The sequence below is a fragment of the Streptomyces carpinensis genome, from assembly GCF_002154505.1.
In the GTDB taxonomy this organism is placed as follows: Bacteria; Actinomycetota; Actinomycetes; order Streptomycetales; family Streptomycetaceae; genus Streptomyces; species Streptomyces carpinensis.
Genome location: NZ_MUBM01000182.1, coordinates 1 through 26,990, shown reverse-complemented (window position 1 = coordinate 26,990; position 26,990 = coordinate 1). Strand labels below are relative to the sequence as shown.

The following is a 26,990-nucleotide window of genomic DNA, read 5'->3' as shown; positions in this document are numbered from 1 at the left end:
CAGCTCGGTCCAGTTGGACAGCGGGAAGACCCGCACATGCTCGCCGGGCGCGTGCCGCCCGTTGTACAGGTTCCACAGCTCCGGGCGCTGGCGGCGCGGGTCCCACTGGGAGAACTCGTCGCGCAGCGAGAACACCCGCTCCTTGGCGCGGGCCTTCTCCTCGTCGCGGCGGCCGCCGCCGAAGACCGCGTCGAACTTCTCCGCCTGGATCTTCTCGGTCAGCGGCAGTGTCTGCAGCGGGTTGCGGGTGCCGTCCGGGCGCTCCTTGAGCACACCGCGGTCGATGTAGTCCTGCACGGAGGCGACGTGCAGCCGCAGCCCGTGCTTGTCGACCGTCCGGTCCCGGTACTCCAGGACCTCGGGGAAGTTGTGCCCGGTGTCCACGTGCAGCAGCGCGAACGGCACCGACGCCGGCGCGAACGCCTTCAGCGCGAGGTGCAGCATGAGGATGGAGTCCTTGCCCCCGGAGAACAGGATCACCGGGTTCTCGAACTCGCCCGCCACCTCCCGGAAGATGTGCACCGCCTCGGACTCCAGCGCGTCCAGGTGGGAGAGGGCGTACGGGCTGCCGGTGCCCTCCTCGACCTCGGCGACGGTCGTCGTCATGCTGCGCCCCTTTCGTTCTCCCCCAAGGACTTCGTCCAGGGAGTGCCACCATCTCCGCCCGCGCGGCGCAGAGGTGCGGCCTTCGTACTCGTCTGCGGCCCGGCGGCCGTGCGTGCGTCGCTCACAGGAGTCCCCTTTCGCTGAGCAGCACGTACACGGACGCCGCGGACTCCTGCACGGTCTGGTTCTGCGACTCGATCCGCAGGTCCGGCGACTCGGGCTCCTCGTACGGGTCGTCGACGCCCGTCAGTCCGGTCAGCTCGCCCGCGGCCTGCTTGGCGTACAGGCCCTTCACATCGCGTACGGAGCACACCTCGACCGGGGTCGCGACGTGCACCTCGACGTACGCCGTGCCGTGCTCCTCGTGCCGCTTGCGCACCGCGTCCCGGCTGTCCGTGTACGGCGCGATCACCGGGACCAGCGCGAGGACGCCGTTGCGGGCGAGCAGTTCGGCGACGAAGCCGATGCGCTGCACGTTGGTGTGCCGGTCCTCGCGGCTGAAGCCGAGGCCCGCCGAGATGAACTCGCGGATCTCGTCGCCGTCGAGCACCTCGACGCGGTGGCCCTCCTCGCGCAGCCGCCCAGCCAGCTCGTGCGCGATGGTGGTCTTGCCGGCACTCGGCAGACCCGTGAGCCAGACGGTGGCTCCGGTCTTCACGTGGTTCTCCTGAATGTGTGTCGTGGTCATCCGTGCAGCCCGCACTCGGTCTTGGCGCGGCCCGCCCAGCGTCCTGCGCGCGCGTCCTCGCCCTCGAGGACCCTGCGCGTGCACGGGGCGCAGCCGATGGAGGCATAGCCGTCCATCAGCAGCGGATTCGTGAGGACTCCGTGCTCGGCGACGTACGCTGCCACATCTTCCTGTGACCACCGTGCGATGGGGGAGATCTTCACCTTCTGCCGCTTCTCGTCCCAGCCGACCACCGGGGTGTTCGCCCGGGTCGGGGACTCGTCGCGGCGCAGCCCCGTCGCCCAGGCCTGGTAGCCCTTCAGCCCCTCCTCCAGCGGCTGCACCTTGCGCAGCCTGCAGCACAGGTCCGGGTCGCGGTCGTGGAGCTTCGGGCCGTACTCGGCGTCCTGCTCGGCGACCGTCTGCCGGGGCGTGAGGGTGATGACGTTGACGTCCATCACCGCCTCGACCGCGTCGCGGGTGCCGATGGTCTCCGGGAAGTGGTAGCCGGTGTCGAGGAACACCACGTCGACGCCGGGCATCGCACGGGAGGCGAGGTGGGCGACCACCGCGTCCTCCATGGAGGAGGTCACGCAGAACCGCTTGCCGAACGTCTCGGCCGCCCACCGGAGGATCTGAAGTGCCGAGGCGTCCTCCAGGTCACGTCCGGCCTGCTCGGCCAGCGCCTTCAACTCCTCTGCGGTGCGCTCTTGCTGAATCACCGTCATATCGGGTCGTCCCCTCCGTTGTCGGCCTGTCGAAGCCCTCCGGCGAGCAGCCCGAGGAACTTCAACTGGAAGGCCCGGTTGCACGCCGCGCATTCCCATGCGCCGTGGCCCTGCTCGCTCGGACGCAGGTCCTCCTCACCGCAGTAGGGGCAGTAGAAGGGCGCGGCACGCTCACTCACGACAGAGCCTCCCTCTGGATGGAGGCTCGGTTCGCCTCCGGGGCGCTGGACGCCGGTGCCGGCTCACTCGCGAAACTCACGACAGAGCTTCCTCGGAAGCGCGCGCCGCCCAGGTGGCGAAGCGCTCGCCGGCCTCTCGCTCGGCCTGGTAGCGCTTGAGGACCCGCTCGATGTAGTCGGGCAGCTCCGCGGAGGTCACCTTCAGGCCGCGCACCTTGCGGCCGAAGGACGGCTCCAGCCCGAGCGCGCCGCCGAGGTGGACCTGGTAGCCGCCGACCTGGTTGCCCTCGGCGTCGGTGACCAGCTGGCCCTTGAGACCGATGTCCGCGGTCTGGATGCGGGCGCAGGCGTTCGGGCAGCCGTTGATGTTGATGGTCAGCGGCTCGTCGAAGTCGGGCAGCCGGCGCTCGAGTTCGTCGATGAGGTCGCTGCCGCGCTCCTTGGTCTCCACGATGGCGAGCTTGCAGAACTCGATGCCCGTGCAGGCCATCGTGCCGCGCCGGAACGGCGAGGGATCGACCCGCAGGTCCAGCGCCTCCAGACCCTCGACCAGCGAGTCGACCCGGTCCTGTGGAACGTCCAGAATGATCATCTTCTGCTCGACGGTGGTGGACACCCGCCCCGAGCCGTGCTCCTCGGCCAGTGCGGCGACCTTGGTGAGCAGCGAGCCGTCCATCCGGCCGACACGCGGGGCGAAACCGACGTAGAAGCGGCCGTCCTTCTGGCGGTGCACACCGATGTGGTCGCGCCACTGCTGGGCGGGCATCTCGGGTGCCGGTCCGTCGATGAGCTTGCGGCCCAGGTACTCGTCCTCGACGACCTGACGGAACTTCTCCGCGCCCCAGTCGGCGATCAGGAACTTCAGCCGGGCCCGGTTGCGCAGCCGCCGGTAGCCGTAGTCGCGGAAGACGGAGGTGACGGCCTCCCACACCTCCGGTACGTCCGCCTCGGGCACCCAGGCGCCCAGCCGCACACCGAACTTGGGGTTGGTGGACAGACCGCCGCCGACCCACAGGTCGAAGCCGGGACCGTGCTCGGGGTGGACGACGCCGACGAAGGAGATGTCGTTGATCTCGTGGGCGACGTCCAGCAGCGGGGAGCCGGAGACGGCCGTCTTGTACTTGCGCGGCAGGTTGGAGAACCGGGGGTCGCCGATGTAGCGGCGGACGATCTCGTTCAGCGCGGCCGTGCCGTCGATGATCTCGTCCTCGGCCACGCCGGCGACGGGGGAGCCGAGCATGCCGCGCGGGCAGTCGCCGCACGCCTCGGTGGTGGACAGGCCTACCGACTCCAGGCGCTCCCAGATGGCCGGCACGTCCTCGATGCGCACCCAGTGGAACTGGATGTTCTGCCGGTCGGTGATGTCAGCGGTGCCGCGGGCGTACGTCTCGGAGACCTCGCCGATCGCGCGCAGCTGCTCGGTGGTGAGCCGGCCGCCCGTGATGCGGACGCGCATCATGAAGTACTCGTCCTCGAGCTCCTCGGGCTCCAGCACACCCGTGCGGCCGCCGTCGATCCCGGGGCGGCGCTGGGTGTAGAGACCCCACCAGCGGAAGCGTCCCCGCAGGTCGTTGGGGTCGATGGAGTGGAAGCCGCGCTTGGAGTAGATCGTCTCAATGCGTGTCCGCACATTGAGACCGTCGTCGTCCTTCTTGAGCTGTTCGTTGCCGTTGAGCGGGGTCAGGTGCCCCACGGCCCACTGTCCCTCGCCGCGGTGACGGCTCACCTTGCGGCGGGGCGCGACGGAGTTCTGCGAAGAGGCGGCCATGGTCGATACGTCCTTCGGGACAGCGTGGAATGCGGCTCTGACCTGCGCGGACGCAGGCGCATGGGCAAATGGGCAGGCATGCGCGTCGTTGCGCAGGGGCAGCGGAGGGGAAAATCAGGAAATCCGGTGGTACCGGCCCGTGGCGCAAGGCCACTGCGGGCGGGTCAGCTCGCCGGACAGATGGCGCTGGACATGCGGCCGAGGTCGACGTGCCGTCGACTCACCAAGGCGATTCCAGTTCCAGACATGACGGCAGCGTGGCACGGCGATCTGGACACAGTCCAGCTTTATCCGAGATGCGGACACCCTTGTCCCACGATGTGGAACAAGGGTGTCGTTGATCACACGGCCGGAAAGTGACCGGAAAGCGGTTGTGTCCGTCCAGGTCGGACCGGGTTCAGGCGGCGTACGCGCCCGGCCAGGGGCCCGGAGTCGCCACCTCCGGTTCCTCCTCGACCTTGGTGTCGAAGAGCCTGAAGCCGCGGCGCTGGTAGTTGTCCATCGCGTGCTCGCCGTCCTTGCTGCACGTGTGCAGCCACACCCGCTTGGTCGTCGCCAGCCCAGGCCAGCGGTCGGCGAGGTCCCAGGCGCGGCCGGCGCCGTACGACAGCAGGTGGCCGCCGATCCGCCGGCCGCGGAAGGCGGGGACCAGCCCGAAGTAGACGATCTCCACCACCCCGTCGTCCTGCGCCTCCAACTCGACGTAACCCGCCGGCGTTCCCCGGTCGTACGCCACCCATGTCTCGACGCCCGGACGCTCCAGGTGTTCCCGCCACTGGTCGTAGGTCCAGCCGAGCCGGTCCGTCCAGCGGATGTCGCCGCCGACCGACGCATACAGGAACCGGCTGAACTCGGGCGACGGTACCTCGGAGCGGACGATCCGGACATCCCCCTCGGGTGTGGCGGCCGGGAGGAGGTCGGTGGGGGCGGTCTGCTCCAGGGACCAGGTGGTCACGGCGATGTTCGTCATGCCGGTCAGGGAATCATCCGGCCAGGGCTTCTGTCGATCGGGCTTGTGGTCGAGCGGGGCCCTCCCGGCCTCCGTCCGCGCCCTAACGCATCTCCCGCTCGACCGAGGACAGCGGCAGTGCGAACAGTGTGCGTCCGGACAGCGACCAGAGCTCGCCGGTCGACTCCCAGTAGGACAGGGAGCCGGTGCCGTCGCCCCAGCAGCGGTGCGTGTCGTCGGACGATCCGCACTCCGTCGCCTGGGCGCCGTGCAGATCCTGCCGCCACAGCGTGCCGTGTGCGCCGTGCGCCCCGGCGGCCCGGCTCAGGTACCAGCGGTCGGGCCCGGTCGGGCCCGTGCGGCGCGACAGCACGCCCCGCACGCCGTCCGCCTTCGTCTCGTACGCCGCGTCGGCGGTCACCGTCCCGCTGGAGTCGGCGGCCAGCAGTCCGGAGCGGGCGGGGTCCGCGCTGAAGGAGTACCGCCACAGACGGGTGTGCCGTCCACTGCCCCTGCGCGACGTCTGGCTCGCGACCAGACTGGCCGGGGCGGAGGTGCGGTCGAGGGAGAGGCCGTTGGGACAGGGGGCCTTGGGGTCGGGCGAATCGGCGGAGGCCGTCGAACCGGTCGAGCCGGCTGGGCCTGTGAGATCGGGCGAATCGGTGGACTTGCCTGAACTGTGCTTGCCAGGCGTCCGGTTCGGATCGGTTACGCCGGTCGCGCCCGGCGTGGTGGTCGTGCCCGGCGTACCGGTCACGTCGTCGCACCGTCCCTCCGTGGGACGGTAGGCGGCGACCGCGGGCAGCACCCACCGGTAGCCGTGCGCCGACCAGCCGCCGGGCACCCGGCCGATCGCGTCGGTGGTGACGGTGGCGCGCTGGATGCGGCGCAGGTCGTAGACGTACAGCGCCTCGGGTTCGGTGCCGGAGGTGGTGACCAGCAGCTTGTCCTGGTACCAGACCATCCCCGACACGTGCGAGGCGAGCCCCCGGTAGTCGCGTCCGCCGTCGACGGGCACGGCCAGCAGGGCCCAGGTGTAGGTGAGGCGGTCCGGGTCGTCGGCGTTCACGAACGCCACCCTTGCCAGGTCGCGGTCGGCGCCGCCGCCCAGGTGGGTCCAGCCGGAGAGGATCACGCGGTGTGCGCCCCACCGGCCGTCGGCTTCGGCGTCCCCGGAGGTGGTCACGGACCTTGGCCGCCACTCGCGTGTGGCGGCGTCGGCGGTGTCCCAGCAGTAGGCGCGGGCGGCCGCCGGCTCGACGGGCAGCGCCTTCCTCTCCTCGGCCGTGCAGGCGTCCTCGGTGCGCAGCGTGTGGTCGGCGCTCCGCAGCACGGCGCCGACGCCGACCGGTCGGCCCATCGCCGAGGCGAGGCGGTCCAGGGACCGCTCGGGCACCGGCTGTTCCGTCAGCCGCAGTCTGTCCAGTTCGGCGGGGGAGGTGAGGGGTTTCAGGGCTCCGGGGTCGTCGGTGACCGTGGCCTGGGAGGCGCTGATCAGCGTGGCGGCGGCGGTCAGTGCGAGGCCGGCCCCGGCCAGCACGGCGCGCAACGCCCTGCCCCGCCTGCGCCGGCGGTGTCTGCCGCGCTGCTTCATCCAACCCCCCTTTTTTCAGGGCTCGGCCCGGCTCGGGACGCGCTCGCCGACCGGGCGGTTCAACTGCGCCGGGTGGTCCGAGCGTTGACCGAGGAGCGGATGGGGCGGCCCGCAGGCGATGCTACGGCAGTCGGGCGCGCCGCAGGACGAAGACCCCGCAAATATGCGGAAGATGCCACGCCGGGACTACTCGGGACGCGCCGACTCGGGCCACGTCGGCCCGGGTCAGGTCCGCTGTGGCCACGTCGGTTCAGAGCGCGGGAGACGACACCCCTGCCCGCCGCACCGCGGGAGCCGTCGAGTGCGGCAGCAGGTCGCGCGGATCCTCCGGGAGCAGTACCCGGACCTCGGCACCTTCGCGGAAGCGGTACGGCCGGTGTTCGAGAAGGGCCCCCAGATAGCGCCGTACCCGGGACATCTCGGCCCGGACGGTGACCGTGCGGGCCGGATCGCCGAACACCGCCTCGGCCAGGTCCGCCGCGCTCCGCCCGGCCGGGTGCACGGCGAGGAGATAGAGCAGCTCGGCGTGGCGGGGGCTGAGCTCGTGCGACCAGGAGCCCGCGCCCCCGGAGACGGCCACCGACCAGCGGCGCGTGCGGGTCAGGTCCAGCACGATCCGGGCGTCGCCGTGCGCGGTGGCCTCCTCGCCGGCCCGTACCAACCAGCCGCCCGCCAGCGGCTCCAGGGAGCACAGGCCGACCGCCGGCAGCCACCGGCGGCCCGGCGAGACCGACTTGGGCAGCGGGATCCGCGGGGTGTACGGCATTCCGGTCACCGCCGCAGTCCAACCGTCCTGGTCCACCACCGCCGCCCGGCCGCCCAGCCGGGCCAGCACCGGCGCGGCCACCGCGCGCAGCCGCTCCAACGCGCTCAGATGCAACTCCCGCAGCCGCGCCTCGGCCAGCTTGGCCACCGAGTCCACCCAGGCCAGCGTCGCCGGGTGCATGGTCTCCAGTGGCCCGCTGACGTCGACCACGCCGAGCAGCCGGCCGTCCCGGGGGTCGGTGACGGGGGCGCCGGTGCAGGTCCAGGTGGTGTGCGAACGCACGAAGTGCTCGGAGGCGAAGACCTGCACGGGCCGGCGCACCACCGCCGGGGTGCCGACCCCGTTGGTCCCCACCACGTCCTCCCGCCAGTCGGCGCCGAGTTCGAACCCGAGCCCGTCGGCCTTGCGCAGCACCGACGGATGACCCTCCCGCCACAGCACCCGACCGTCCTCGTCGGCGACGACCATGATGTGCTGGGCGACGTCCGCGACCGACAGCAGCCCCTTCCGCAGCACCGGCAGCACGTGCCGCAGCGGGGAGGCCTCGCGCCGCCGCTCCACCTCCTCGCGGGGCAGCAGCCCGGGGCTGAAGCCGTGTTCGGGGTCGACGCCGCTGCGCATCATGCGCTCCCAGGACTGTTCGATCACCGGACGGGGGGCCACGCTCGTGCGCTGTCCCGCCAGAGCCGCCGAGCGCACCTCGCTGAGCAGCCGCGCCGCACGCGCCGCGTCGACGGCGGCGATCCGGTTCACGTCCAACGGCGCATTCGCCACTGGGTCCTCCCGCCACAAGGGGCCACCGACCGTCGGGGCCACCGACCACAGGGGCCCCGCCCGCGGAGCCGCCGAGGACCGGTTTCCCCGGAGCGTTCCGGCCACGCGTCGGCGGCCTTCCCGACTGTCCGGTTCATAGTGCCGTCCGCCGATGACGGAAGGATCGGCTCCGGCCACACCCAGGGGTGGGTTGCAACCCCCTGCAACCCTGGTGAACAGCAGCGTGTTGATTGAAACTTGTTCAGCGTCGCGTGCGCGGCGCCGATGGCCTGCAACGGGCCGGCAGCGGGGGTGGTGCCGTGTCGGCGCAGCACCACCCCCGCGTGCTGTCCGGAAACCGCCGCACCCCGGGCGCCGGGAGTTTCCCGTGACGGTCGTCAGGACACCAAGGCCGGAGGCTTCCGGTGACCGCCGCCGGGACACCAGGATCAGACCTTGCCGGTGACCGCCGCCGGGACACCAGGATCAGACCTTGCCGGTGACCGCCGTCAGGAGACCGGACGCGCCCGCTCCACCACCGCCGCGAGGTCCAGCGTGTGCGGCAGAGTGCCGAAGGCCGCGCCGGCGTCGCCGCCCAGCCGTGAGGCGCAGAACGCGTCCGCGACCTCCGGCGGCGCATATCGCACCAGCAGCGCCCCCTGGAGCACCAGCGCCAGCCGCTCGACCAGGCGCCGGGCGCGGGCCTCGATGCCGTCCAGGTCGGCCAGTTCCGTGAGCAGGTTCTTGATCGCCGCGTCGAGGCGGTGGTCGGCGCCGCGCGCCCGGCCCACCTCCTGCAGATAGGCGTTGAGCGCCTGCGGCTCCCGCTGCAACGCCCGCAGCACGTCCAGTGCCTGGACGTTCCCGGCGCCCTCCCAGATGGAGTTCAGCGGCGACTCCCGCACCAGGCGGGGCATGCCGGACTCCTCCACGTACCCGTTGCCGCCCAGGCACTCGGCGGCCTCCACCGCGACCGGCGCGCACCGCTTGGTCACCCAGTACTTGGCGGCCGGCACCGCGATCCGCAACAGCGCCCGCTCCTGCTCGCTCCCGTCGTCGTAGGCCGCCGCGAGCCGCAGCGCCAGCGTGGTCGCCGCCTCCGACTCCAGTGCCAGGTCGGCCAGTACGTTGCGCATCAGCGGCTTGTCGACGAGCGGCCCGCCGAAGGCCTCGCGGTAGGTGCAGTGGTGCACCGCCTGCGCCACGGCCTGCCGCATCAGCCCCGCCGAGCCGAGCACGCAGTCCAGCCGGGTGGCCGCCACCATCTCGATGATGGTGCGCACACCGCGCCCCTCCTCGCCGACCCGGCGCGCCCACGTCCCGTCGAACTCGACCTCTGCGGAGGCGTTCGACCGGTTGCCCAGTTTGTCCTTGAGCCGCTGGATGAGGAACACGTTGCGGCCGCCGTCCGCCAGGACCCTCGGCACCAGGAAGCAGGTGAGGCCGTCCGGGGCCTGCGCCAGCACCAGGAACCCGTCCGACATCGGCGCCGAGCAGAACCACTTGTGCCCGGTCAGCTCGTAGGTCCCGGCCTCGGCGAGCGGCCGCGCGGAGGTGGTGTTGGCCCGTACGTCGCTGCCGCCCTGCTTCTCGGTCATGCCCATCCCGAACAACGCCCCGGCCTTCAGACGCGCGGGCCTCAGCCCACGGTCGTAGACCATCGACGTCAGGCGCGGCTCCCACTCGGCCGCCAGGTCCGGATCGGTGCGCAGCGCGGGCACCGCCGCGTGGGTCATCGACAGCGGGCAGCCGTTTCCGGCCTCCACCTGCGTCCACACCAGGAACCCGGCCGCCCGCCGCACATGCCCGGCCGGGCGCGTCCAGGCGGCCGTCAGCCCGGCCGAGACGCCCTTGCCGAGCAGCCGGTGCCACGCCGGGTGGAAGTCCACCTCGTCGATCCGGTGGCCGTAGCGGTCGTGGGTGCGCAGGCGCGGCGGGTTCTCGTTGGCCTGTGCGCCCCACTCCTGCAGTTGGGCCGAGCCCGCGGAGCACCCGAGCGCCGACAGCTCGCCGCGCACCTCGCCGAGCAGAGCGGGATCGACGTGCCGTTCGACCGCCTCGGCCAGGGCGCGGTCGGCGGCGAAGACGTCGTAGCCGACCAGCGGGGGCACCTGGTTGGTCACGGAGTGAGTGCTGGCTGCCATGAAACGGAACCTACCCCGCGGTACGCCGACGGTCACCACAAGGGCACCGAAGACCGGCCGCCGGCGGCCGGACCGACCGAACGGAGCGACCGGCTGCGCGCCGGACGGACCGCGCGGCCGGACGGGTCGCGCCGCCGGGCCGCCGGACCGATCGGGCCGCCGTACCCCGTGTCCTGCCTTGTGTGCTCCCCGGGGAGGTCTCCGGGGGATGCCCCGGCGGATGACAGGGTCACGGCTGGACAGGGATACCTTTAGGTCGTGCAGCATGCCAGTGATATCCCCGACAGGCCGTCCGGCCGCCTCCACCGGGCCCGCGCCCTCTACCGGAACGTCTCCAAACGCAAGACCGCCTGGCTGCTGCTGAAGGACACCGTCAACTCGTGCATGGAGTACCGGATCCTGGGCCTGGCCGCCGAGGCGGCGTTCTTCTCCCTGCTGTCGGTGCCGCCGCTGCTGCTCAGCCTGATCGGACTGCTCTTCTACGTCGACAGCTGGACCGGCGCCCACACCATCGCCAGTCTTGAGCGCAACATCCTCGACGCCTCCCGCACGGTCCTGTCCGACCAGGGTGTCAAGGAGATCACCCAGCCGATCCTGCGGGACGTCATGAAGGGCGGCAGACCCGACGTGATCTCCATCGGGTTCGTGTTCGCGCTGTGGTCGGGCTCGCGCGCGGTGAACGTCTTCATCGACACCATCACCGTGATGTACGGCCTGGACGGTGTGCGCGGCATCGTCAGGACCCGGCTGATGGCCTTCCTGCTGTTCGTCGTGGCACTGCTGATCGGCTCGGTCGCGCTGCCGCTGATGGTCGCGGGACCGGACGCCGTGGTGCGGATCGTGCCGTGGTCGACGACCGTAGTGCAGGTCCTGTACTGGCCCGTGGTCATCGTCCTGTCCATCGCGTTCCTGACCACGCTGTACCACGTCTCCGTGCCCGTGCGCTCGCCGTGGATCGAGGACGTGCCCGGTGCCCTGGTCGCCCTGGCCATGTGGGTGGTGTGCAGTCTCCTGCTGCGCATCTACCTCACCAGTGCCGTCGAGGGCCCCACCATCTACGGCTCACTGGCCGCGCCGGTCGCCGTGCTGCTGTGGATCGGCGTGTCCGCGTTCGCCGTGCTGGTCGGGGCCGCGGTCAACGCCGCCATCGACCGGGTCTGGCCGGCCGCCGCCACGGCCGCGGCCCGCGCCGCGAACGAGCGGGTGCGCGAGGCGCAGATCGCCGAGTACGTCGCCCGCGCCGCCGCCGCCCGCGACGCCGACCCAGACGGTGCCGACGACCCGGACATGCCCTCCGAGTTCCCGGAGCGCTGGTCGCGCTTCCTGCCCCCCGAGGACGTGACCGCCCGCCTGCGCGCCCACGCCAGGACCATCCAGGCCCGCAGCCCGCACAAGGAGAACCAGAACGGCTCGTCACCGCAGAAGTGGGAGAAGTGACGGCACGGGTTCGTCCGCGGTGATGCCGAAGGGCGCCGGATGATCCGGTCTCGGGTGGTTGGGAGGCGCCCGGGGGTGCCGTGATGCTGGAGGCTGCCGGCTGATCTCGGGCGGTGGCCGGTGTCCCGGGTGGTGCGGGACGGTGCCGGGGTGAACCAGCGCGGTCAGGTGAGGGCCCCTCGGGTCGCCGCCGGAAGGCCCCTGGTGAGCTCGAACGGACGGCCGGGAGGGTCCGGTGGGATCGTGGACGGCCCGAGGCGATTCCGAACGGGCGCGCCGACGGTCCGGTGAGTCGGGACGGGGTGAGAGGCTCACGGTGAGTCGGGACGGGGTGAGAGGCCCACGGTGAGTCGGGACGGGGTGAGAGGCCCACGGTGAGTCGGGACGGCGTGAGAGGCTCACGGTGAGGCCGGACGAGGCGAAAGGCCCACGGTGAGGCCGGACGGGTCGGGAGGCTCACGGTGAGCCGGGACGGTCCGGGGCGGTCCCCGATGGTTCAGCACGGTCCGGTGCGAACCCGGACGGCTGCGAGATGGCCCCGGGCACCAAGGGCGGTCTGGGACAGTCCCGGGCGTGCCGGGGTTGCCGCTGGGTCCGCGCGGACGTGGTGTCGGAGGGGCTGGGGCCGGGTTGCCGCTGGGCTCGGGCGGGCGGTGTCGGCCGGGCCGCGTTTGCCGTTGAGTCCGGGTGGGGGGTGGTACCGGACAGGCCGGGTGCCACCGGGCTCGGACTCGGACGGCCCCGGACAGCCTGGCGCTGTCACCAGGGTCGGATGGGTGCAGCCCCGGGCGGGCCGGAGTGTCATCGGGACTGGGCAAGGGCGGTCCGGTCCCGACAGACCAGGAGCAGTTCGGGCAGCCCGGAGTCACCACCGAGCCCGGAGGGTCCGGACCGGACCCGCCAGGGGGGCCACCGGTAACCCTGGGGAGGCCACGGACCCGGGCCGGACGGGGGCCACCCCGACCACCCTGCCGTCTGAGGACCGGCTCACTCCGCCGTCTGAGGACCGGTCCACCGCGCCGTCTGAGGACCGGTCCACTCCGCCGTCTGAGGACAGGCCCACCCCGCCGCCTGAGGACCGGCGCGCACTAGCCTCGTGTACGTGGTTGTCGAGACGCCCGCGTGGGCGGCCGGGGCCGGGTACGCGGAGCGCCCCTCCCGGCTGCCCGGTGCGGTGGTGTGGACGAATGTTCCGGCGGGGTCCGGGTCCGGCCCCGGGGTTCTGCCCGTGCTGCCCGACGGATGCATGGACCTGCTGTGGAGCGAGGGGCGGCTCCTGGTCGCCGGGCCGGACACGCGTGCGTACCACCCCGCGGGGCCACCCGCGCCCTGGGCCGGCCTGCGGTTCTTCCCCGGCACGGCCCCCGGCTACCTCGGCGTGCCCGCCCACGAGTTGCGCGACCGGCGTGTCGAGCTGGCCGAGCTGTGGCCCGCCGCGGAGGTGCGGCGCCTGAGCGCGCGCCTGGACTCGGCGCGGGACCCGGCCGTCGCGCTCGAAGAGGTGGCCCTGGAGCGGGCGGTCGCGACGGGGCCGCCCGACCCGCTGCTGCGGCACCTCGTCACGGCTCTGGACGCGGGCCGCCCGGTCGCCGCGACAGCCGACGAACTCGGCGTGGGAGCCCGTCAGTTGCACCGCCGCTCGCTGACCGCCTTCGGCTACGGTCCCAAGACGCTGGCCCGCGTCCTGCGCCTGCAGCGGGCGCTGGCACTCGCGCGCGCCGGCGTGCCGTTCGCCGATACCGCGGCCCGGGCCGGCTTCGCCGACCAGGCCCATCTCGCCCGAGACGTACGGCAGTTGACCGGGATACCGTTGGGCGGCCTACTCTCCCGCGGGTAGCGCGGCGAACAGGTCCACGCCGTTGCCGTCGGGGTCGTGCACGACCGCGTAGCGCATTCCCCAGAAGGCGTCCCACGGCTTGAGCTCGCCGTGGTATCCGGCGCCGACGAGGTCCTCGTACACGGCGTCCACGTCGGCAGGCGTGGCGCAGCGGAAGGCGAGCGCGACCCTGCCGCCCCCGGCGGGGGGCCGCCACCCGGGGTGGAAGGAGCGGACGGTCTCCTCGGTGTCCAGCGCGAGGGTGAGCCCGCCGGGCAACTCGGCCTCGACGTGCGGCTGTTCCTCGGCGCCCTCGGGGAAGACGAGCCCGAGGCGGCGGTAGAAGGCGAGTGAGGCGGCCAGGTCGGAGGCGACCAGGCCGACCACGGCGAATCGTGGAGTCATGCGGACACGGTAGGCAGCGCCCCGGCCGCCGGTCTTGAAGGAATCGGACACGCGGACCCCGTCCTCCGCGCGACCTGCGCGGTGGCATCAAGCGGGCGGCAGGACGCACCGATCAGTGACGTTTCGCAGGTGAAGCGGTCGCGCCGTTGGAGGAGGCAGCCTCATGCCCGTTCCCTTCAGGGACCCGGAACCGTTCGGGACGCCCGCAGTGACCAGGCACGGGCGCAGGACTCACCCCTGCTCACTGATGAGGGACGGTGGGTCGATCGGCCGACGCACGGGTGTTGTGGCCGTTGCCGGTCGACGGGACCGTGTACGCCCGAACAGCCCCATCCTGGCCTCCTGCGCCGGAATACCGAGCGCCCTTGTGGTGCTCTGGTGTTACCGGTGCTGGTGCACGAGCGCGGCGAAGGGCTGGTGGGCACATGACGGCAGACCAGGCGGAACCCGTGGTCAGAACCCCTCACGGGGCGGTACGCGGCCGATACGAGCACGGGGTGGCCGCCTTCCGGGGCATCCCCTACGCCGCGCCCCCGTTCGGCCCCCGCCGGTTCAGGCCGCCCGAGCCTCCCGAGCCGTGGGACGGCGTGCGGGACGCGGACTCCTTCGGGCCGACCGCGCCCAAGCCGCCGTACTCGGAGGCCTTCGCCCAGTACCTGTCCGACCCGGCCGTGCCCGGCGACGACTGCCTGAACCTGAACGTGTGGACGCCCGCGCCGGGCCCGGGCGCCCGGCTGCCCGTCCTGCTCTGGCTGCACGGCGGGGCGCTGACCCGCGGCTCGTCCGCCGTGCCCGTGTACGCCGGGCACTCCTTCGCCCGCGACGGGGTCGTCCTCGTCTCCGCGAACTACCGACTGGGTGTGGAGGGCTACGGACTGTTCCCGGACGCGCCCGCCAACCCAGGGTTACGCGACCAGCTCGCCGCGCTCAAGTGGGTCCACGACTCGATCGAGGCCTTCGGCGGCGACCCCGACCGGATCACCCTGTGCGGCCAGTCGGCCGGCGCCATCAGCGTCGGCGCGCTGATCGCCGCCCCGCAGGCCCAGGGCCTCTTCCGGCGTGCCGTCCTGCAGAGCGGTCCCCCGGAGGCCTCCGACCGGGACAAGGTGCGCCGTATGGTGCGCCGCATGGCGACCCGGCTGAAGGTGCCCGCCACCGCGGAGGCCTTCGCCGCCGTCGACCGTGACCTGCTGCTGCGTACCCAGGCCGAGGTCGGCCGCCTCAGCAGCCCGGTCCTCGGCGGCCCCGCCTTCGGCATCGTCGTCGACGGCGACCTCGTGCCCCGCGACCCGCTGCAGGCACTGATCGACGGGGAGGCGGCGCGCGACGCCGACCTGCTCATGGGCTGGACCCGTGACGAGTACCGGCTGTGGCTGGTGCCCGGAGGCCTCCTCGAACGCGTCGACCGGCTCGGTCCGGTCGCGCTGGCCGGCGCCATGGCCCGCTGCCACTGCGGACACGAGGTGGTCCGCGGCTACCGGTCCCTGCGGCCCCGGGCCGGCACCGCCGAGATCGTCGGCCAGCTGGTCACCGACCACCTGCTGCGCCGCCCGCTGCACCGCCTGGCCGACGCCCGCCCCGGCTCCGCTCACGTCTACGAGTTCGCCTGGCCCTCCCTCCTGCCCGACCTGGGCGCCTGCCACGCCCTGGAGCTCGGCTTCGTCTTCGACACCGGGGACGTGCCGGAGTCCCGCAGACTGGCGGGTGAGGGCGCCCCGCAGGAACTGGCCGACACCATGCACGCGGCCTGGGTCCGCTTCGCCACCGCGGGTGATCCCGGTTGGGAGGCCTGGGACCCGACCCACCCGGTGCGCGTCTTCGGCGACGGCCCGCCGCACACGCTGTACGGCCCACGGGACGCGGAACTCGCCCTGTGGGCGGCCGACACCGTCGCCGTCACCACGGCCGGCCCGGCTGCGGACGGAACGCCGCCGGTCGCGGTCGGCGCTTCCCCCGCCCGGAGCGCGGAACTGCGCGCGGTCATACGCCGACTGCGCCGCTCGGGCGGCGTCCGCGGCACCTGACGGGCGAAGGGGCACCGGGCTCTGCTGAAGGTGAGTCGGGTCGCTGCACGGTCGGGGGCAGGGCGCTGTCGCTGGGCTCTGCTGAAGGTCGAGGGGGGTTCCTGCACGGTCGGGGGCAGGGCGCTGTTGCCGGGCTCTGCTGAAGGTGAGCCGGGTCCCTGCCCGGCCCGGGTGATGGCGCCGTCGCTGGGCTCTGCTGAAGGCTGAGGCGGGTTCCTGCCTGGTCGGGGGGACGGGGCTGTCGCTGGGCTCTGTTGAAGGTTGAGTCGGGTCCCTGCCCGGTCGGAGGGTCATGGCGCTGTCGCTGGGCTCTGTTGAAGGTTGAGTCGGGTTGCTGCCCGGCCCGGGTCACGGCGCCGTCGCCGGGCTCCCCCAAGGTCGAGCCGGGTCCCCGCCCGCCGAAGGGTCACGGCGCCGTCATCGGGCTCCGCTGAAGGCTGAGCCGGGTCCACGGCCGCCGGGGAGGGGCACGGCGCCGGCGCCGGGCTCTACAGGCCGCGCCGGGTCCCCGCTCGCCGGGAGGTCACGGCGCCGTCAGAGCGCGGGCCACCTCCGTGATGGCCGCCGGGCCCACCCGGCAGCAGCCGCCGATCAGGTGGGCGCCGTGGGCGCGCCAGCGTGCGACCCGGTCGGCCGTGAAGGTGGGACGGCCGTTCCAGGCGCGGGCCCCGGCGTCCCAGGCCTCGCCGCTGTTGGGGTAGACGACGACCGGTTTGCCGGTCACCCGGGCGGCCGTCGCCACGGCGGCGTCCGCGTCCTCGGGCGCGCAGCAGTTCACGCCCACCGCGATCACCTCCTCGGCGTCGGCGACCAGGGCGAACGCCTCCTCCAGGGGCTGGCCGGCGCGGGTGCGCGGACCGTCGGCCGTGTACGACAGCCATGCCGGGACGCCCAGCCCGCGCACGGCCCGCACCAGGGCCTCGGCCTCGTCCGTGTCCGGGACCGTCTCCAGGGCCAGCACGTCGGGCCGGGCCGCGGCCAGCACCTCGAGGCGGGGCCGGTGGAAGCGCTCCAGCTCCTCGACGGTGAGCCCGTACCGGCCCCGGTACTCCGAGCCGTCCGCGAGCATCGCGCCGTAGGGCCCGGCCGACGCGGCCACCCACAGCGGCCGTACGACGCCCTTCTCGCGTGCCCGCCGCACCGCGGCCCGTGCCAGCACCACACTCGACGCCATGAGCCCGGCGGCCCGCTCCCGGCCGATGCCGCGCCGCGCGAACCCCTCGAAGGTGGCCTGGTAACTCGCGGTGATCGCCACGTCCGCGCCCGCCTCGAAGTAGGCGAGGTGTGCCTCGGTGATCGCCTCCGGCCGCTCGGCCAGCAGCCGCGCCGACCACAGTTCGTCGCTCAGATCGTGCCCGGCCGACTCCAGCTGGTTGGACATTCCGCCGTCGAGCACCACCGTCCCCGCGGCGAGGGTTTCGGCGAGGCTGGGGGAGGGGTCCGTGCGCATACCATGACGCTAGACCCTGTGGCCGGGGCTCGGTACGGCGGCCGCGGCAACCGCCACGGGCCGACCGGGTCGTCGCGGGCCGTATCCGTCGACGGTTCTCGCCCCGCCGGACCCGTTGACCTGCTCGTGGCTCGCCCTTACGTTTTCCGTTCGTAATCACAGATGTCGTCCGTGATTTCGAACAGTTGCAACAAGCGTGTCCCCTCACCATGTCCGCCCCTCACGACCCCACCCGAGAGGCAGTCCCCATGAGCCGCGACCACGACGACCTGCCCCAAGTCCCCGGCCGCAGAACGCTGCTGAAGAGCGCCGCCCTGGCCGCGGGCGCCCTGGCCGCCGGCCCCGGGGTGGCCAGGGCGGCCGCCACCGGCCCGAAGCCGGCCCCGTACGTGAATCCTCTGGTCCGTCAGCGCGCTGACCCGCACATCCACCGCCACACCGACGGCCACTACTACTTCACGGCCACCGTCCCCGAGTACGACCGGATCGTCCTGCGCCGCTCCCGCACCATCGGCGGCCTGGCCACCGCCCCCGAGTCCGTCATCTGGCGGGCGCACCCCACCGGTGACATGGGTTCGCACATCTGGGCGCCGGAACTGCACCGCATCGGCGGCAAGTGGTACGTCTACGTCGCCGCGGCCCCCGCGGAAAGCGTGTGGGACATCCGCATCTGGGCTCTGGAGAACGCCCACCCCGACCCCTTCAAGGGCACCTGGACCGAGAAGGGCCGGATCAGGACCGCCTGGGAGACCTTCTCCCTGGACGCCACCACCTTCACCCACCGCGGCACCCGCTACCTGGCGTGGGCGCAGCACGAACCCGGCATGGACAACAACACCGCGCTGTGGCTGTCCAGGATGGAGAATCCCTGGACCCTGACCGGGCCTCAGATACGCCTCTCCACCCCGGAGTACGACTGGGAATGCGTCGGTTACAAGGTCAACGAAGGCCCCTACGCCCTCCAGCGCAACGGCCGCGTCTTCCTCACCTACTCGGCGTCCGCCACCGACCACCACTACTGCATCGGCATGCTCACCGCCGACGCGGGCAGCGACCTGATGGACCCGGCGAGTTGGGCCAAGTCCCCAACACCCGTCTTCACCAGCAACGACACCACGAGACAGTACGGCCCCGGCCACAACTGCTTCACCGTCGCCGAGGACGGCCACACCGACGTGCTCGTCTACCACGCCCGCCAGTACAAGGAGATCACCGGCGACCCGCTGAACGATCCCAACCGCCACACCCGGGTCCAGACCTTCGGCTGGAAGCGCGACGGCACCCCCGACTTCGGCGTACCCGTCGCCGACACACCGCCAGGGAGCGCGTGACATCGGCCGCCGTCACGCCGGGACGAACCCCTGGGGCACCCCGACCGGAACCGGGGTGCCCCAGGCCGGCCGGGCCTCTCGGCAGGGGAAGACACCGCCTGGCCCCTCGGCGAGAAATGACCGCGCCGACCACGTACGCGCCTGACAGAATCCCCGCATGACTTCAGCGATCCGCCACACGACGATCGACTGCGCCGACGCCTACGCCCTGGCCGGCTTCTGGTCGCAGGTCCTGGACCTGCCCGTGCACGAGGACGGCAAGCCGGGCGACGAGGAGGCGCTGATCGAGGGCGCGGGGCTCCTCTTCGTCACCGTGCCGGAGGCCAAGACGGCGAAGAACCGCGTCCACCTCGACCTCCAGCCGCAGGACCGCACCCGCGACGAGGAGGTCGAGCGCCTGCTCGCACTCGGCGCCACGCAGGTCGACGACCGCCGCAACCCGGACGGCACGGGCTGGGTGGTCCTCGCGGATCCGGAGGGCAACGAGTTCTGCGTGGAGCGCAGCGCGGCCGAACGGGCGGGCTGAGGAAGGGCGTTGGGCCAACAGCCCACGTATGCGGACCGGCAGCCCACGTCTCCGCGCAGGCGTGCGCGGGCACTTGGGCCCGTACCGGCCACTGGACCTGCCCGACACTTCGGCCGGTGCCGAAGCAACCCGCCCCTAGCGTGGGCCGCATGATCGAGACCGCCCACGACACGCCCGCCGCATCCGTGACCGCCATGGTCGACCACGTGCTCGCCCTGGCCGCCACCTGGACGGCCTGGGACGGCGCACCCGCCCACGTCGACGACCGCGTCTACACCCCGCACAAGGCGATCCGCCGCGTCGCCGACCACATGATCGACCACCTGGCGGAGCTGGAGGCGCGGCTGGCCGGTGAGGAGCCCCGCCCCGACCACTGGCACGCCTCCGCGATCACGACAGAGGCCGACCTGGCACCCTTCACCCAGCAGGATCTGGACGAGGCCCGCAGCCGCCTCACCCGGCTGGCCCGGATCTGGGCGAACCGCCTGGACGCGCTCAGCGCCGAGCAACTCGACCACTCGCCGGGCGAGGGCTGGAGCTTCCGCGAACTCGCCCGGCACCTCGCCGGATCCACGTACTACGCCGACGCCCTGGGCGACCTGTCCTGACCGCCCTCACCGGGAAGCGAGCACGTCGATCAGCCGGTCAGCGAACGCCTCCGGCTGCTCGACGGCCCCGATGTGCCCGCCCGGGAACTCGACGAAGCCGCCGCCGTACCGCTCGGCGAGGACCGCGGCCGTCCGGTGGAGGAGCCCGCCCCGGGAGTCGGCGCCGGCGGCGAGGGAGAGTCGCACCGCCGCGGGAGCCGGGTGCGGCACGTACGAGGTGAACTGCCGCAGTACGTGGGCCAGGAAGAGGGCCATCGGCGAGGACGACTCCTCCTCGTCGGTCAGAGGCCGGCCCTCGGGGTCGCCGTCCTGCACGGTCCGCTCCTGCAGCACGGCGACCAGCCGCGCCGCGGCGGCCTGTGGCCCCGCCGCGCGATAGGTGTCGTACACCTCCCGGAAGCGGTCCCGCTGCCGTGCCCCGTCCGGCAATGCCGCCACGCACGGGGGTTCGTGGGCGACGACGTGCCGCAGCCGCTCGGGGTGCCGGGCCACCAGGTCCAGTGCGGCGATGCCGCCGGAGCTGGTGCCGAGGACGCAGGCCGACTCGCCGTCGGGGAGCACCTGGTCGAGCACCCTGCGCGCCCCGTCGCTCCACTCCTCCACCCGCTGGTCGGCGACGGGCAGCCCGAGCCGGCCGTGGGCGAGGCCGAGCGGGTCGTAGGTGACGACGGTGAACCGCCGGGCGAGGCGCCGTGTCATCGGTTCCAGCCCCATGGGGTGCCCGGCCCCACCCGGGACGAGGAGCAGCACGGGCCCGGTGCCGCACACGTCGTAGTACGGGTCGGTCATGTCAGCGATCCTCTCGCGGCCAGTGGGTGAGTGCCGTGTGCAGGGCGTCGACGGCCTTGTCCCACGACGCGTCCACGTCCCTCGGCGCGTTGAAGCCGCCGGTGGCCTCCAGGGCGCAGTAGCCGTGGAAGGTGCTGCGCAGCAGACGGACGGCGTCGGTGAGGTCGGGTTCGTCCAGGCCGTAGGCGCGCAGCATGCCGTAGGTGATCTCGGCGGTGCGGCGCATGACGGGGGAGTCGGCGACGAGGGCCTGGTCGATCCGGATCCGGGTGGCCGCGTAGCGGCCGGGGTGGCTGTGGGCGTACTCCCGGTAGGCGCCGGCGAACGCGGCCAGGGCGTCCTTCCCGGCCCGCCCGGCCACGGCGGTGGCGATCCGGTCGATCATCTCCCCGCCGGCGAACAGGGCGAGCCGGGTGCGCAGTTCCCGGAGGTTCCTGACGTGCGAGTACAGGCTCGCGTCCGTCACCCCGAAACCCCGCGCCAGCGCGGACAGGCTGACGTTCTCGAACCCCGCCTCGTCGGCGAGCTCGGCAGCGGCCACGACGAGCCGCTCCACACTGACACCGGCACGAGCCATGGGCGCCTTTCCGGACCTGGAAACCTAGGGCCTCTAGGTTACAGCCTAGTGATGGCCCCAGGAGGGTCCTTCAGGACGCGGACGGCATGTAGCTCACTCTCATGGCCCCGGCCCCGTGGGGCCCTTGGTTCGGTGCCCGCCGGCGCTCAGTCGGTGAGCAGGTCCCGTACGAAGGCGTTGGTGAACTTCCCCGCCGGGTCCAGCTCGCGCACCAGCGCCTGGAAGTCGTCCAGACGCGGATACCGCCCGCGCAGCGCGGCGGCCGGCACGGCGAACACCTTTCCCCAGTGGGGGCGCGGGTCGAAGGCGTCCAGCGCCTGCTCCAGCCGCCGCACCACCGGCAGCACCGCCGCCGTGTCCTCGATCCAGGTGAAGTGCAGCGCTACCGTGTCCCGGCCGTGGCTCGGGCTCAGCCACTGCTCGTCGGCGGCGACCGTACGCACCTCGCAGGTCTGCAGGACCGGGGCGACCGTCTCCCGGATCCGGTCGACGGCGTGCAGCGCGTCCATGGCGAAGGAGCGCGGCAGCAGGTACTCCGACTGGAGTTCGGCGCCGCTGCTCGGGGTGAACTCCGCCCGGAAGTGCGGCAGCCGCTCGTGCCAGGGACCCGCCACGCCGAACTGCCGTGTGCAGTTCTCCGCGGGCATCCCGGGTACCGGGTGGAGGGCGACCTTGGCGGGCACCGCCCAGGGGAACGCGGGCAGCGGCTGGTCGGTGCGCCGCTTGAGCCACACCTGCCGGAAGCCCTCGTCTCTGAAGTCGGTGAACAGGCTGACGCTGTACGCGGCGCCCGCCACCGTCTCGAAGTCCAGTCCGTTCAGGGGGAGTTCGGTGAAAAGGTGCTGCTCCACCTCATAGGCCGGCTCCAGGTCCAGCGTGAGTGCCGTGACCACGCCGAGCGCGCCGAGGGAGGTCACCGCGCCGCCGAACCGTGCGTCGCCCTTGTGGATCCGTACGGTCGAGCCGTCCGCCGTGACCAGCTCGACCTCGCGTACCGCCGCCGCGAGCGGCCCGTTGGTCACCCCCGAACCGTGGGTGCCGGTCGCCACCGAACCGGCCACCGAGATGTGCGGCAGGGACGCCATGTTGGGCAGGGCCAGCCCGTGTGCGTGCACCCGGCGGGCCAGCTCCGCGTACCGGACCCCGCCGCCGACCCGGACCGTGCCGGCCGTCGTGTCGACGTCCACCTCGGCCGGCAGCGCGTCCAGGGACAGCAGCACGCCGCCCGCGCCCGGGTCGGCGATCTCGTTGAAGGAGTGGCCGCTGCCCAGGGCGCGCACCTTCGTGCTCCCCTTCACCACCGCCCGCAGCGCCTCGACCGAGTCCGGCCGGTGCACCTCCGCAGCGGTGTAGGTGATGTTGCCCGCCCAGTTGGTCACGGTCCCGGTCATCCTGTCGTCCCTCCCCATGGGGTCGTGGCCCGCCCGTACGCCGAGGGAACCTACCTGACGGTCGGCGGCCCCACCGACTTTTGTCAAGGCGCCATACTAATTCTTTGGCCCGCATCACCGCCCCGTTGTCCGCGTTCCCGCGCCCGGGAGGGGACCCGGCACGCTCGCTCCCCGAGCGGGGGCATACCGTGAGGAGTCGTACGCACCGAGCCAGGAGGAGAGACCGGATGGGCAGCCGTACCGCGCTGGTCGAGGATCTGATGGAGCGCTTTCCGCATGTGCCGCGGGAGGCCGTCTTCAAGGAGGACCTGCTGCGGGGCGGGGTGGCCTTCGACCCCTCCGCGCTCAGCGACAACGAAGGCGGTGACGTCAAGCCGAAGTCGTACTTCATCTTCTCCTTCGACCACGGCACCCTGCCCGAGCTGGGCGAGGCCGCCCTCAGGCGCCCGCCCGAGGAGATCGTCCTCACCGGTGGGCCGTACGACCTGCGGCGCACCGTCGTCTCCGTTCGGGTGAATCCCACCTCGCCCTACCGGGTGGCCGCCGACGAGGAGGGGCTGCTCGGGCTCTACCTCGACGGGAAGCGGATCGCCGACGTGGGCGTGCCGCCCATGCCGGAGTACTACCGCCACACCCTCACCAACGGGAAGTCCGTCATGGAGGTGGCCCCCACCATCCAGTGGGGCTACCTGATCTACCTGACCGTCTTCCGGGTCTGCCAGTACTTCGGCGCCAAGGAGGAGTGCCAGTACTGCGACATCAACCACAACTGGCGCCAGCACAAGGCCGCCGGCCGGCCCTACACGGGCGTGAAGGACGTGGAAGAGGTCCTCGAGGCACTGGAGATCATCGACCGCTACGACACCCAGAAGGCGTCCACCGCCTACACCCTCACCGGCGGCGCCATCACCAAGACCGTCGCCGGCCGGGACGAGGCCGACTTCTACGGCCACTACGCCAAGGCCATCGAGGAGCGCTTCCCGGGCCGGTGGATCGGCAAGGTCGTGGCCCAGGCGCTGCCCAAGGCGGACGTGCAGCGCTTCAAGGACTACGGCGTGCAGATCTACCACCCCAACTTCGAGGTGTGGGACCGCCGGCTGTTCGAGCTGTACTGCCCCGGCAAGGAGCGCTACGTCGGCCGCGACGAGTGGCACCGCCGCATCCTGGACTCCGCGGACGTCTTCGGTGCGCGCAACGTGATCCCCAACTTCGTGGCGGGCGTGGAGATGGCCGAGCCGTTCGGCTTCACCACGGTCGACGAGGCCATCGCCTCCACCACCGAGGGCCTGCGCTTCTTCATGTCGCACGGCATCACGCCCCGCTTCACCACCTGGTGCCCGGAGCCCACCACCCCGCTGGGCAAGGCCAACCCGCAGGGCGCGCCGCTGGAGTACCACATCCGGCTGCTGGAGGCCTACCGCGCCACGATGGACGACTTCGGCCTCTCCTCGCCCCCCGGCTACGGCCCGCCCGGACCCGGCCACGCCGTCTTCTCCGTCAGCTCCTTCATGGACAGCCTGCCGGCGGACGACTCGGCGCAGAAGGAGACGGTGGGGGAAAGCGCGTAGGAAGGGGGCGCGACGGACGGGTGCGGTGTAGGTTTCCGGGCACCCTGAGTCGGGGGCGGCGCCGAGCCGTACTACGGAGCGGAGTCGGGGACGGCGGTGCGCGTCACGGCATCTGAATACGCGGCTTGTCAGTTGTGTCCCAAACGTGCAAAGCTCTGCCCCTGCCGCGAGGCTGCCCCCAACTCCGCCGTGAACGCGGTCAGTTGACCTCGCCCGTGGATGCAGGAGACGCATGTCCGAGCAGCCGAGCCCCAGGGACGCCACCGAGGCGGCGCTGTCGTCCGAATGCTGGGACGCGGTGCTCTCCTACGCCGACCTGTGCACGGCCGGTACCGCCGCGGCACGGGAACTGGCCGCGGAGGCGTTCGCCCTCGGCCTGCGCGAGGTGCGCGCCGCCGACGCTGGCGCCTCCCGGGGCCGCCGTACGCCCAGGCTGCCCGCGATCCCGCTGATGCTGACCGCGGTGCGGACCACGGCGGCGGCCTGGGAGGCCGGGGGACTCGGTCACCGGCTCGACCCGGACCTGCGGCTGTGGCTCAACTCCGACCGGGCCGCCCGCTACGCCGGCCCGCCGCTGCACCGCCCGCCGGCGCTGCGCGGCCTAAGGGACCTGCCGGAAGCCGACGCCGCGCTGCTGTGGCTGGCCGAGGTGGAGGCGCTGCCACTGGCCGTCGTGGCCCGCCGGCTGGGACTCGACCCGGCGACGGTGTCCGAGGAACTGGACGAGGTCAGGTCCCTGTTCCGGGACCGCTGCCACCGCAACCACCTCGACACACCGATGGACGCGGAGTGCCGCCGGTACGCCCGGCTGCTGGACGCGGTCACCCGCTCCGCGCCCGCGGCCGAGGAACCCGAGGACCTCTCCCGGCACCTCGCCACGTGCGTGCGGTGCGCGGAGGCCGCCGGCTGCCTCCGGCCGCACGGCGGCGCCCTGCCCGCCGCCCTGGCCGGCGGCGTGATCGGCTGGGGCGGACCGGCCTACCTGGAGCGCCGCCGCCGGGCCGCCGAGGTGCGCCTCGGCCCGAGGCGCACCGCGGCCGACACCGAGAGCGGGGATCCGCGGGAGGCCGGCAGAGGCCGGGCGCGGGCGGTGCGCGGCGGCCTGCTCGCCGCCGCGGTCGCGCTGTCGGCGCTGGCGCTGACCGTCTCGCTGATGCCGTTCGGCGACTCGACCAGCGACTCCGCGCACGGCGAGGGCGGCCGCCGGCAGGTCGCCGATCGCGGATTCGCCCTGCCCTCCGCCGACCTCTCACCGCACTCGGACTCCGGCTCGCCCTCGGCCGCCGCCTCGGCGTCCGCGTCCCGGCGGCCCGCCCCGAGCAGCACGCCGACCGGCTCCGGCCACGACAACCCCGACCCGGAACCCCAGGGCACCACGTCGCCCACGGCCGGAACCGGCACCGACGGCGGCCCGGGCCCGGGCGACACGCCCGGCCCGGCCACGAGCGCGCCGCCGACCTGCCAAATCCACTACGACCTGGCCGACCAGTGGGCCGACGGCTTCCAGGCCCATGTCACCGTCACCACCACCCGGGCCCTCGCCACCTGGCGGGCCGCCTGGACCTTCCGCGACGGCCAGCACATCACCCAGATGTGGGACGCCACCCTCGCCCAGGACGGCTCCCGCGTCACCGCCACCGCCGCCGACTACAACCGGGCCGTCCCCGCGGGCGGCACCCTCTCCTTCGGCTTCATCGCCTCCTGGCACGACAGCAACCCCGCACCGGACGACTTCACGCTGAACGGCCACAGCTGCGCCACGGTCTGACACGGCACCGGGACGGCGGTCGGGTCAACCGCGCACCGGACCCGGACGTGTCCTCCCAACCGGCCTGCGGAGTGCGGCACTCGGGCCGACGTGGTGTGGCGCCACGGAAAATCGGTGGCACCCCGGTGTGCGCCGCCCTAAGCTGAACCCCACTGCGCGCGGCGGCCGTCGGCTGCCGCCGCCGACTGAGCCGACTCGGACGAGGAACGGGAGGTGTGACCGATGGCTGTCTTTGCGACGGGCGCTGCCCACGACCAGAAGAGCATCCACATCCACTCCACCTCCGTGGCCTGCGGCTGACCCTTCCCACACCGTGTGCACCCGCGTGCGCACGCAGCCGGGGCCACCCTTGTGAAGGGTTTGACTTGTCTCACTCCACCTCTTCCTCCTCGGTTCCGACCTCGTCCTCCACCTCGGTTCCGTCGCACCCGCTCTCCGGCCACGGCTGGGACGAGGGCTGGGCGGACCTGTTCGCCCCGTACGCCGAGCAGGGGCTCCTGGCCGGCCGGGTGGTCCGGGTCGACCGCGGGCAGTGCGACGTCGCCACCGCCGACGGCGTGCTGCGCGCGGACACCGCGTTCGTCACCCCGCCGGACCCGATGCGCGTCGTGTGCACCGGCGACTGGGTCGCCGTCGAGCCCGCCGGCAACCCCCGCTACGTGCGGACGTATCTGCCGCGCCGTACCGCCTTCGTGCGTTCCACCTCCTCCAAGCGGTCCGAGGGGCAGATCCTCGCCGCCAACGTCGACCACGCGATCGTCGCCGTCTCCCTGGCCGCCGAACTCGACCTCGGCCGCATCGAGCGGTTCCTGGCCCTGGCCTGGGAGTCGGGCGCCCAGCCGATGGTCGTGCTGACCAAGGCCGACCTCGTCCCGGACGCGGTGGGGCTGTCGTACCTCGTCCAGGACGTGGAGACGGCGGCGCCGGGGGTGACGGTGCTGCCGGTCAGCGCCGTGACGGGGGACGGCCTCGACGTGCTCGTCGCCGCGGTCTCCCAGGGGACCTCCGTGCTGCTCGGGCAGTCCGGGGCCGGCAAGTCGACCCTCGCCAACGCGCTGCTCGGCGAGGACGTGATGGACGTCCAGGCCAACCGGGACGCCGACGGCAAGGGCCGGCACACGACCACCACCCGCAACCTGCTCGCGC

At 72.8% G+C, this 26,990-nt stretch carries 24 protein-coding genes; 9 read left to right on the top strand and 15 right to left on the bottom strand.

Annotated elements, in window-relative coordinates:
- The 10 genes from cysD to BZY54_RS24155 form a co-directional block, all read right to left on the bottom strand.
- Window positions 1-606 (bottom strand): sulfate adenylyltransferase subunit CysD (gene cysD, locus BZY54_RS24195; protein WP_143668106.1); only part of this gene is annotated, 606 nt, incomplete at its 3' end.
- A gap of 121 nt (window positions 607-727) precedes the next feature.
- Entirely contained in the window at window positions 728-1,264 is a 537-nt protein-coding gene (gene cysC, locus BZY54_RS24190) for an adenylyl-sulfate kinase (protein ID WP_244217312.1), read from the bottom strand.
- Window positions 1,265-1,290: 26 nt separating this feature from the next.
- The gene (locus BZY54_RS24185; protein ID WP_086727437.1) at window positions 1,291-2,001 is read right to left on the bottom strand and encodes a phosphoadenylyl-sulfate reductase; all 711 of its coding nucleotides are present in this window, start codon (window positions 1,999-2,001) and stop codon (window positions 1,291-1,293) included.
- Window positions 1,998-2,180, bottom strand: coding sequence for a hypothetical protein (locus BZY54_RS24180; protein WP_086727436.1), 183 nt, complete (start codon window positions 2,178-2,180; stop codon window positions 1,998-2,000). Before BZY54_RS24180 ends, BZY54_RS24185 begins: the two co-directional genes overlap by 4 nt.
- A gap of 76 nt (window positions 2,181-2,256) precedes the next feature.
- On the bottom strand, window positions 2,257-3,948 hold the full coding sequence (locus BZY54_RS24175) for a nitrite/sulfite reductase (RefSeq protein ID WP_086727435.1): 1,692 nt from the start codon (window positions 3,946-3,948) through the stop codon (window positions 2,257-2,259).
- A gap of 164 nt (window positions 3,949-4,112) precedes the next feature.
- Complete coding sequence (locus BZY54_RS55115; protein WP_309486338.1) at window positions 4,113-4,196, bottom strand: putative leader peptide; 84 nt, start codon at window positions 4,194-4,196, stop codon at window positions 4,113-4,115.
- A gap of 149 nt (window positions 4,197-4,345) precedes the next feature.
- On the bottom strand, window positions 4,346-4,918 hold the full coding sequence (locus tag BZY54_RS24170) for a GNAT family N-acetyltransferase (RefSeq protein ID WP_086727434.1): 573 nt from the start codon (window positions 4,916-4,918) through the stop codon (window positions 4,346-4,348).
- 82 nt (window positions 4,919-5,000) lie between these two features.
- A complete protein-coding gene (locus tag BZY54_RS24165; protein ID WP_086727433.1) occupies window positions 5,001-6,491 on the bottom strand; it encodes a hypothetical protein in 1,491 nt (496 codons plus the stop codon).
- Between the two features lie 250 nt (window positions 6,492-6,741).
- The gene (locus BZY54_RS24160) at window positions 6,742-8,031 is read right to left on the bottom strand and encodes a helix-turn-helix domain-containing protein (RefSeq protein WP_086727432.1); all 1,290 of its coding nucleotides are present in this window, start codon (window positions 8,029-8,031) and stop codon (window positions 6,742-6,744) included.
- A gap of 488 nt (window positions 8,032-8,519) precedes the next feature.
- Complete coding sequence (locus BZY54_RS24155; RefSeq protein ID WP_086727431.1) at window positions 8,520-10,154, bottom strand: acyl-CoA dehydrogenase family protein; 1,635 nt, start codon at window positions 10,152-10,154, stop codon at window positions 8,520-8,522.
- A 258-nt stretch (window positions 10,155-10,412) separates the two neighbouring features.
- Here BZY54_RS24155 and BZY54_RS24150 point away from each other — a divergent pair, with 258 nt between their 5' ends.
- Both BZY54_RS24150 and BZY54_RS24145 read left to right on the top strand, forming a co-directional pair.
- The gene (locus BZY54_RS24150; RefSeq protein ID WP_086727430.1) at window positions 10,413-11,591 is read left to right on the top strand and encodes a YihY/virulence factor BrkB family protein; all 1,179 of its coding nucleotides are present in this window, start codon (window positions 10,413-10,415) and stop codon (window positions 11,589-11,591) included.
- A 1,102-nt stretch (window positions 11,592-12,693) separates the two neighbouring features.
- Entirely contained in the window at window positions 12,694-13,428 is a 735-nt protein-coding gene (locus BZY54_RS24145) for a helix-turn-helix transcriptional regulator (RefSeq protein WP_086727441.1), read from the top strand.
- Here the strand turns inward: BZY54_RS24145 and BZY54_RS24140 are convergent.
- Entirely contained in the window at window positions 13,411-13,812 is a 402-nt protein-coding gene (locus BZY54_RS24140; RefSeq protein ID WP_086727440.1) for a VOC family protein, read from the bottom strand. The genes BZY54_RS24145 and BZY54_RS24140 overlap by 18 nt on opposite strands.
- A 425-nt stretch (window positions 13,813-14,237) precedes the next feature.
- On the opposite strand from BZY54_RS24140, the gene BZY54_RS24135 reads away from it, so the two are divergent.
- A complete protein-coding gene (locus tag BZY54_RS24135; protein ID WP_208640737.1) occupies window positions 14,238-15,836 on the top strand; it encodes a carboxylesterase/lipase family protein in 1,599 nt (532 codons plus the stop codon).
- A 523-nt stretch (window positions 15,837-16,359) separates the two neighbouring features.
- On the opposite strand, the gene mmuM is transcribed toward BZY54_RS24135, so the two are convergent.
- Entirely contained in the window at window positions 16,360-17,286 is a 927-nt protein-coding gene (mmuM, locus tag BZY54_RS24130; RefSeq protein ID WP_086727429.1) for a homocysteine S-methyltransferase, read from the bottom strand.
- A gap of 248 nt (window positions 17,287-17,534) precedes the next feature.
- Here mmuM and BZY54_RS24125 point away from each other — a divergent pair, with 248 nt between their 5' ends.
- The 3 genes from BZY54_RS24125 (at window position 17,535) to BZY54_RS24115 (ending at window position 19,751) form a co-directional block, all read left to right on the top strand.
- Window positions 17,535-18,617 carry a glycoside hydrolase family 43 protein gene (locus tag BZY54_RS24125; protein WP_086727428.1) on the top strand — a complete coding sequence of 361 codons (1,083 nt, stop codon included), beginning with the start codon at window positions 17,535-17,537 and terminating at the stop codon, window positions 18,615-18,617.
- A 157-nt stretch (window positions 18,618-18,774) separates the two neighbouring features.
- Window positions 18,775-19,143, top strand: a complete 369-nt coding sequence (locus tag BZY54_RS50995; protein ID WP_086727427.1) for a VOC family protein — start codon at window positions 18,775-18,777, stop codon at window positions 19,141-19,143.
- Between the two features lie 149 nt (window positions 19,144-19,292).
- A complete protein-coding gene (locus BZY54_RS24115; protein WP_086727426.1) occupies window positions 19,293-19,751 on the top strand; it encodes a hypothetical protein in 459 nt (152 codons plus the stop codon).
- A gap of 6 nt (window positions 19,752-19,757) precedes the next feature.
- On the opposite strand, the gene BZY54_RS24110 is transcribed toward BZY54_RS24115, so the two are convergent.
- From BZY54_RS24110 to BZY54_RS24100, 3 genes are all read right to left on the bottom strand, one after another.
- Window positions 19,758-20,540: an alpha/beta fold hydrolase gene (locus BZY54_RS24110; protein ID WP_086727425.1), complete on the bottom strand. Its 783-nt coding sequence runs from the start codon at window positions 20,538-20,540 to the stop codon at window positions 19,758-19,760.
- Window position 20,541: 1 nt separating this feature from the next.
- A complete protein-coding gene (locus tag BZY54_RS24105; RefSeq protein WP_086727424.1) occupies window positions 20,542-21,117 on the bottom strand; it encodes a TetR/AcrR family transcriptional regulator in 576 nt (191 codons plus the stop codon).
- 146 nt (window positions 21,118-21,263) lie between these two features.
- The gene (locus BZY54_RS24100) at window positions 21,264-22,508 is read right to left on the bottom strand and encodes an FAD-binding protein (protein ID WP_086727423.1); all 1,245 of its coding nucleotides are present in this window, start codon (window positions 22,506-22,508) and stop codon (window positions 21,264-21,266) included.
- Window positions 22,509-22,735: 227 nt separating this feature from the next.
- Here BZY54_RS24100 and BZY54_RS24095 point away from each other — a divergent pair, with 227 nt between their 5' ends.
- From BZY54_RS24095 to rsgA, 3 genes are all read left to right on the top strand, one after another.
- Window positions 22,736-24,076: a radical SAM protein gene (locus BZY54_RS24095; RefSeq protein ID WP_086727422.1), complete on the top strand. Its 1,341-nt coding sequence runs from the start codon at window positions 22,736-22,738 to the stop codon at window positions 24,074-24,076.
- A gap of 232 nt (window positions 24,077-24,308) precedes the next feature.
- Entirely contained in the window at window positions 24,309-25,844 is a 1,536-nt protein-coding gene (locus BZY54_RS24090; protein ID WP_086727421.1) for a cellulose-binding domain-containing protein, read from the top strand.
- A 365-nt stretch (window positions 25,845-26,209) separates the two neighbouring features.
- The coding region (gene rsgA, locus BZY54_RS24085; protein ID WP_086727420.1) for a GTPase RsgA at window positions 26,210-26,990 on the top strand (781 nt) is incomplete at its 3' end.

What these genes read in the sequence shown, in the direction of transcription:
- BZY54_RS24155 (WP_086727431.1), bottom strand. Translation starts at nt 10,154, where the DNA reads ATGGCAGCCAGCACTCACTCCGTGACCAACCAGGTGCCCCCGCTGGTC.
- BZY54_RS24140 (WP_086727440.1), bottom strand. Translation starts at nt 13,812, where the DNA reads ATGACTCCACGATTCGCCGTGGTCGGCCTGGTCGCCTCCGACCTGGCC.
- BZY54_RS24125 (WP_086727428.1), top strand. Translation starts at nt 17,535, where the DNA reads ATGAGCCGCGACCACGACGACCTGCCCCAAGTCCCCGGCCGCAGAACG.
- BZY54_RS24090 (WP_086727421.1), top strand. Translation starts at nt 24,309, where the DNA reads ATGTCCGAGCAGCCGAGCCCCAGGGACGCCACCGAGGCGGCGCTGTCG.
- BZY54_RS24165 (WP_086727433.1), bottom strand. Translation starts at nt 6,491, where the DNA reads ATGAAGCAGCGCGGCAGACACCGCCGGCGCAGGCGGGGCAGGGCGTTG.
- BZY54_RS24110 (WP_086727425.1), bottom strand. Translation starts at nt 20,540, where the DNA reads ATGACCGACCCGTACTACGACGTGTGCGGCACCGGGCCCGTGCTGCTC.
- BZY54_RS24105 (WP_086727424.1), bottom strand. Translation starts at nt 21,117, where the DNA reads ATGGCTCGTGCCGGTGTCAGTGTGGAGCGGCTCGTCGTGGCCGCTGCC.
- BZY54_RS55115 (WP_309486338.1), bottom strand. Translation starts at nt 4,196, where the DNA reads ATGTCTGGAACTGGAATCGCCTTGGTGAGTCGACGGCACGTCGACCTC.
- mmuM (WP_086727429.1), bottom strand. Translation starts at nt 17,286, where the DNA reads ATGCGCACGGACCCCTCCCCCAGCCTCGCCGAAACCCTCGCCGCGGGG.
- BZY54_RS24115 (WP_086727426.1), top strand. Translation starts at nt 19,293, where the DNA reads ATGATCGAGACCGCCCACGACACGCCCGCCGCATCCGTGACCGCCATG.
- BZY54_RS24135 (WP_208640737.1), top strand. Translation starts at nt 14,238, where the DNA reads ATGACGGCAGACCAGGCGGAACCCGTGGTCAGAACCCCTCACGGGGCG.
- BZY54_RS24170 (WP_086727434.1), bottom strand. Translation starts at nt 4,918, where the DNA reads ATGACGAACATCGCCGTGACCACCTGGTCCCTGGAGCAGACCGCCCCC.
- BZY54_RS24100 (WP_086727423.1), bottom strand. Translation starts at nt 22,508, where the DNA reads ATGACCGGGACCGTGACCAACTGGGCGGGCAACATCACCTACACCGCT.
- BZY54_RS24095 (WP_086727422.1), top strand. Translation starts at nt 22,736, where the DNA reads ATGGGCAGCCGTACCGCGCTGGTCGAGGATCTGATGGAGCGCTTTCCG.
- BZY54_RS24185 (WP_086727437.1), bottom strand. Translation starts at nt 2,001, where the DNA reads ATGACGGTGATTCAGCAAGAGCGCACCGCAGAGGAGTTGAAGGCGCTG.
- BZY54_RS50995 (WP_086727427.1), top strand. Translation starts at nt 18,775, where the DNA reads ATGACTTCAGCGATCCGCCACACGACGATCGACTGCGCCGACGCCTAC.
- BZY54_RS24175 (WP_086727435.1), bottom strand. Translation starts at nt 3,948, where the DNA reads ATGGCCGCCTCTTCGCAGAACTCCGTCGCGCCCCGCCGCAAGGTGAGC.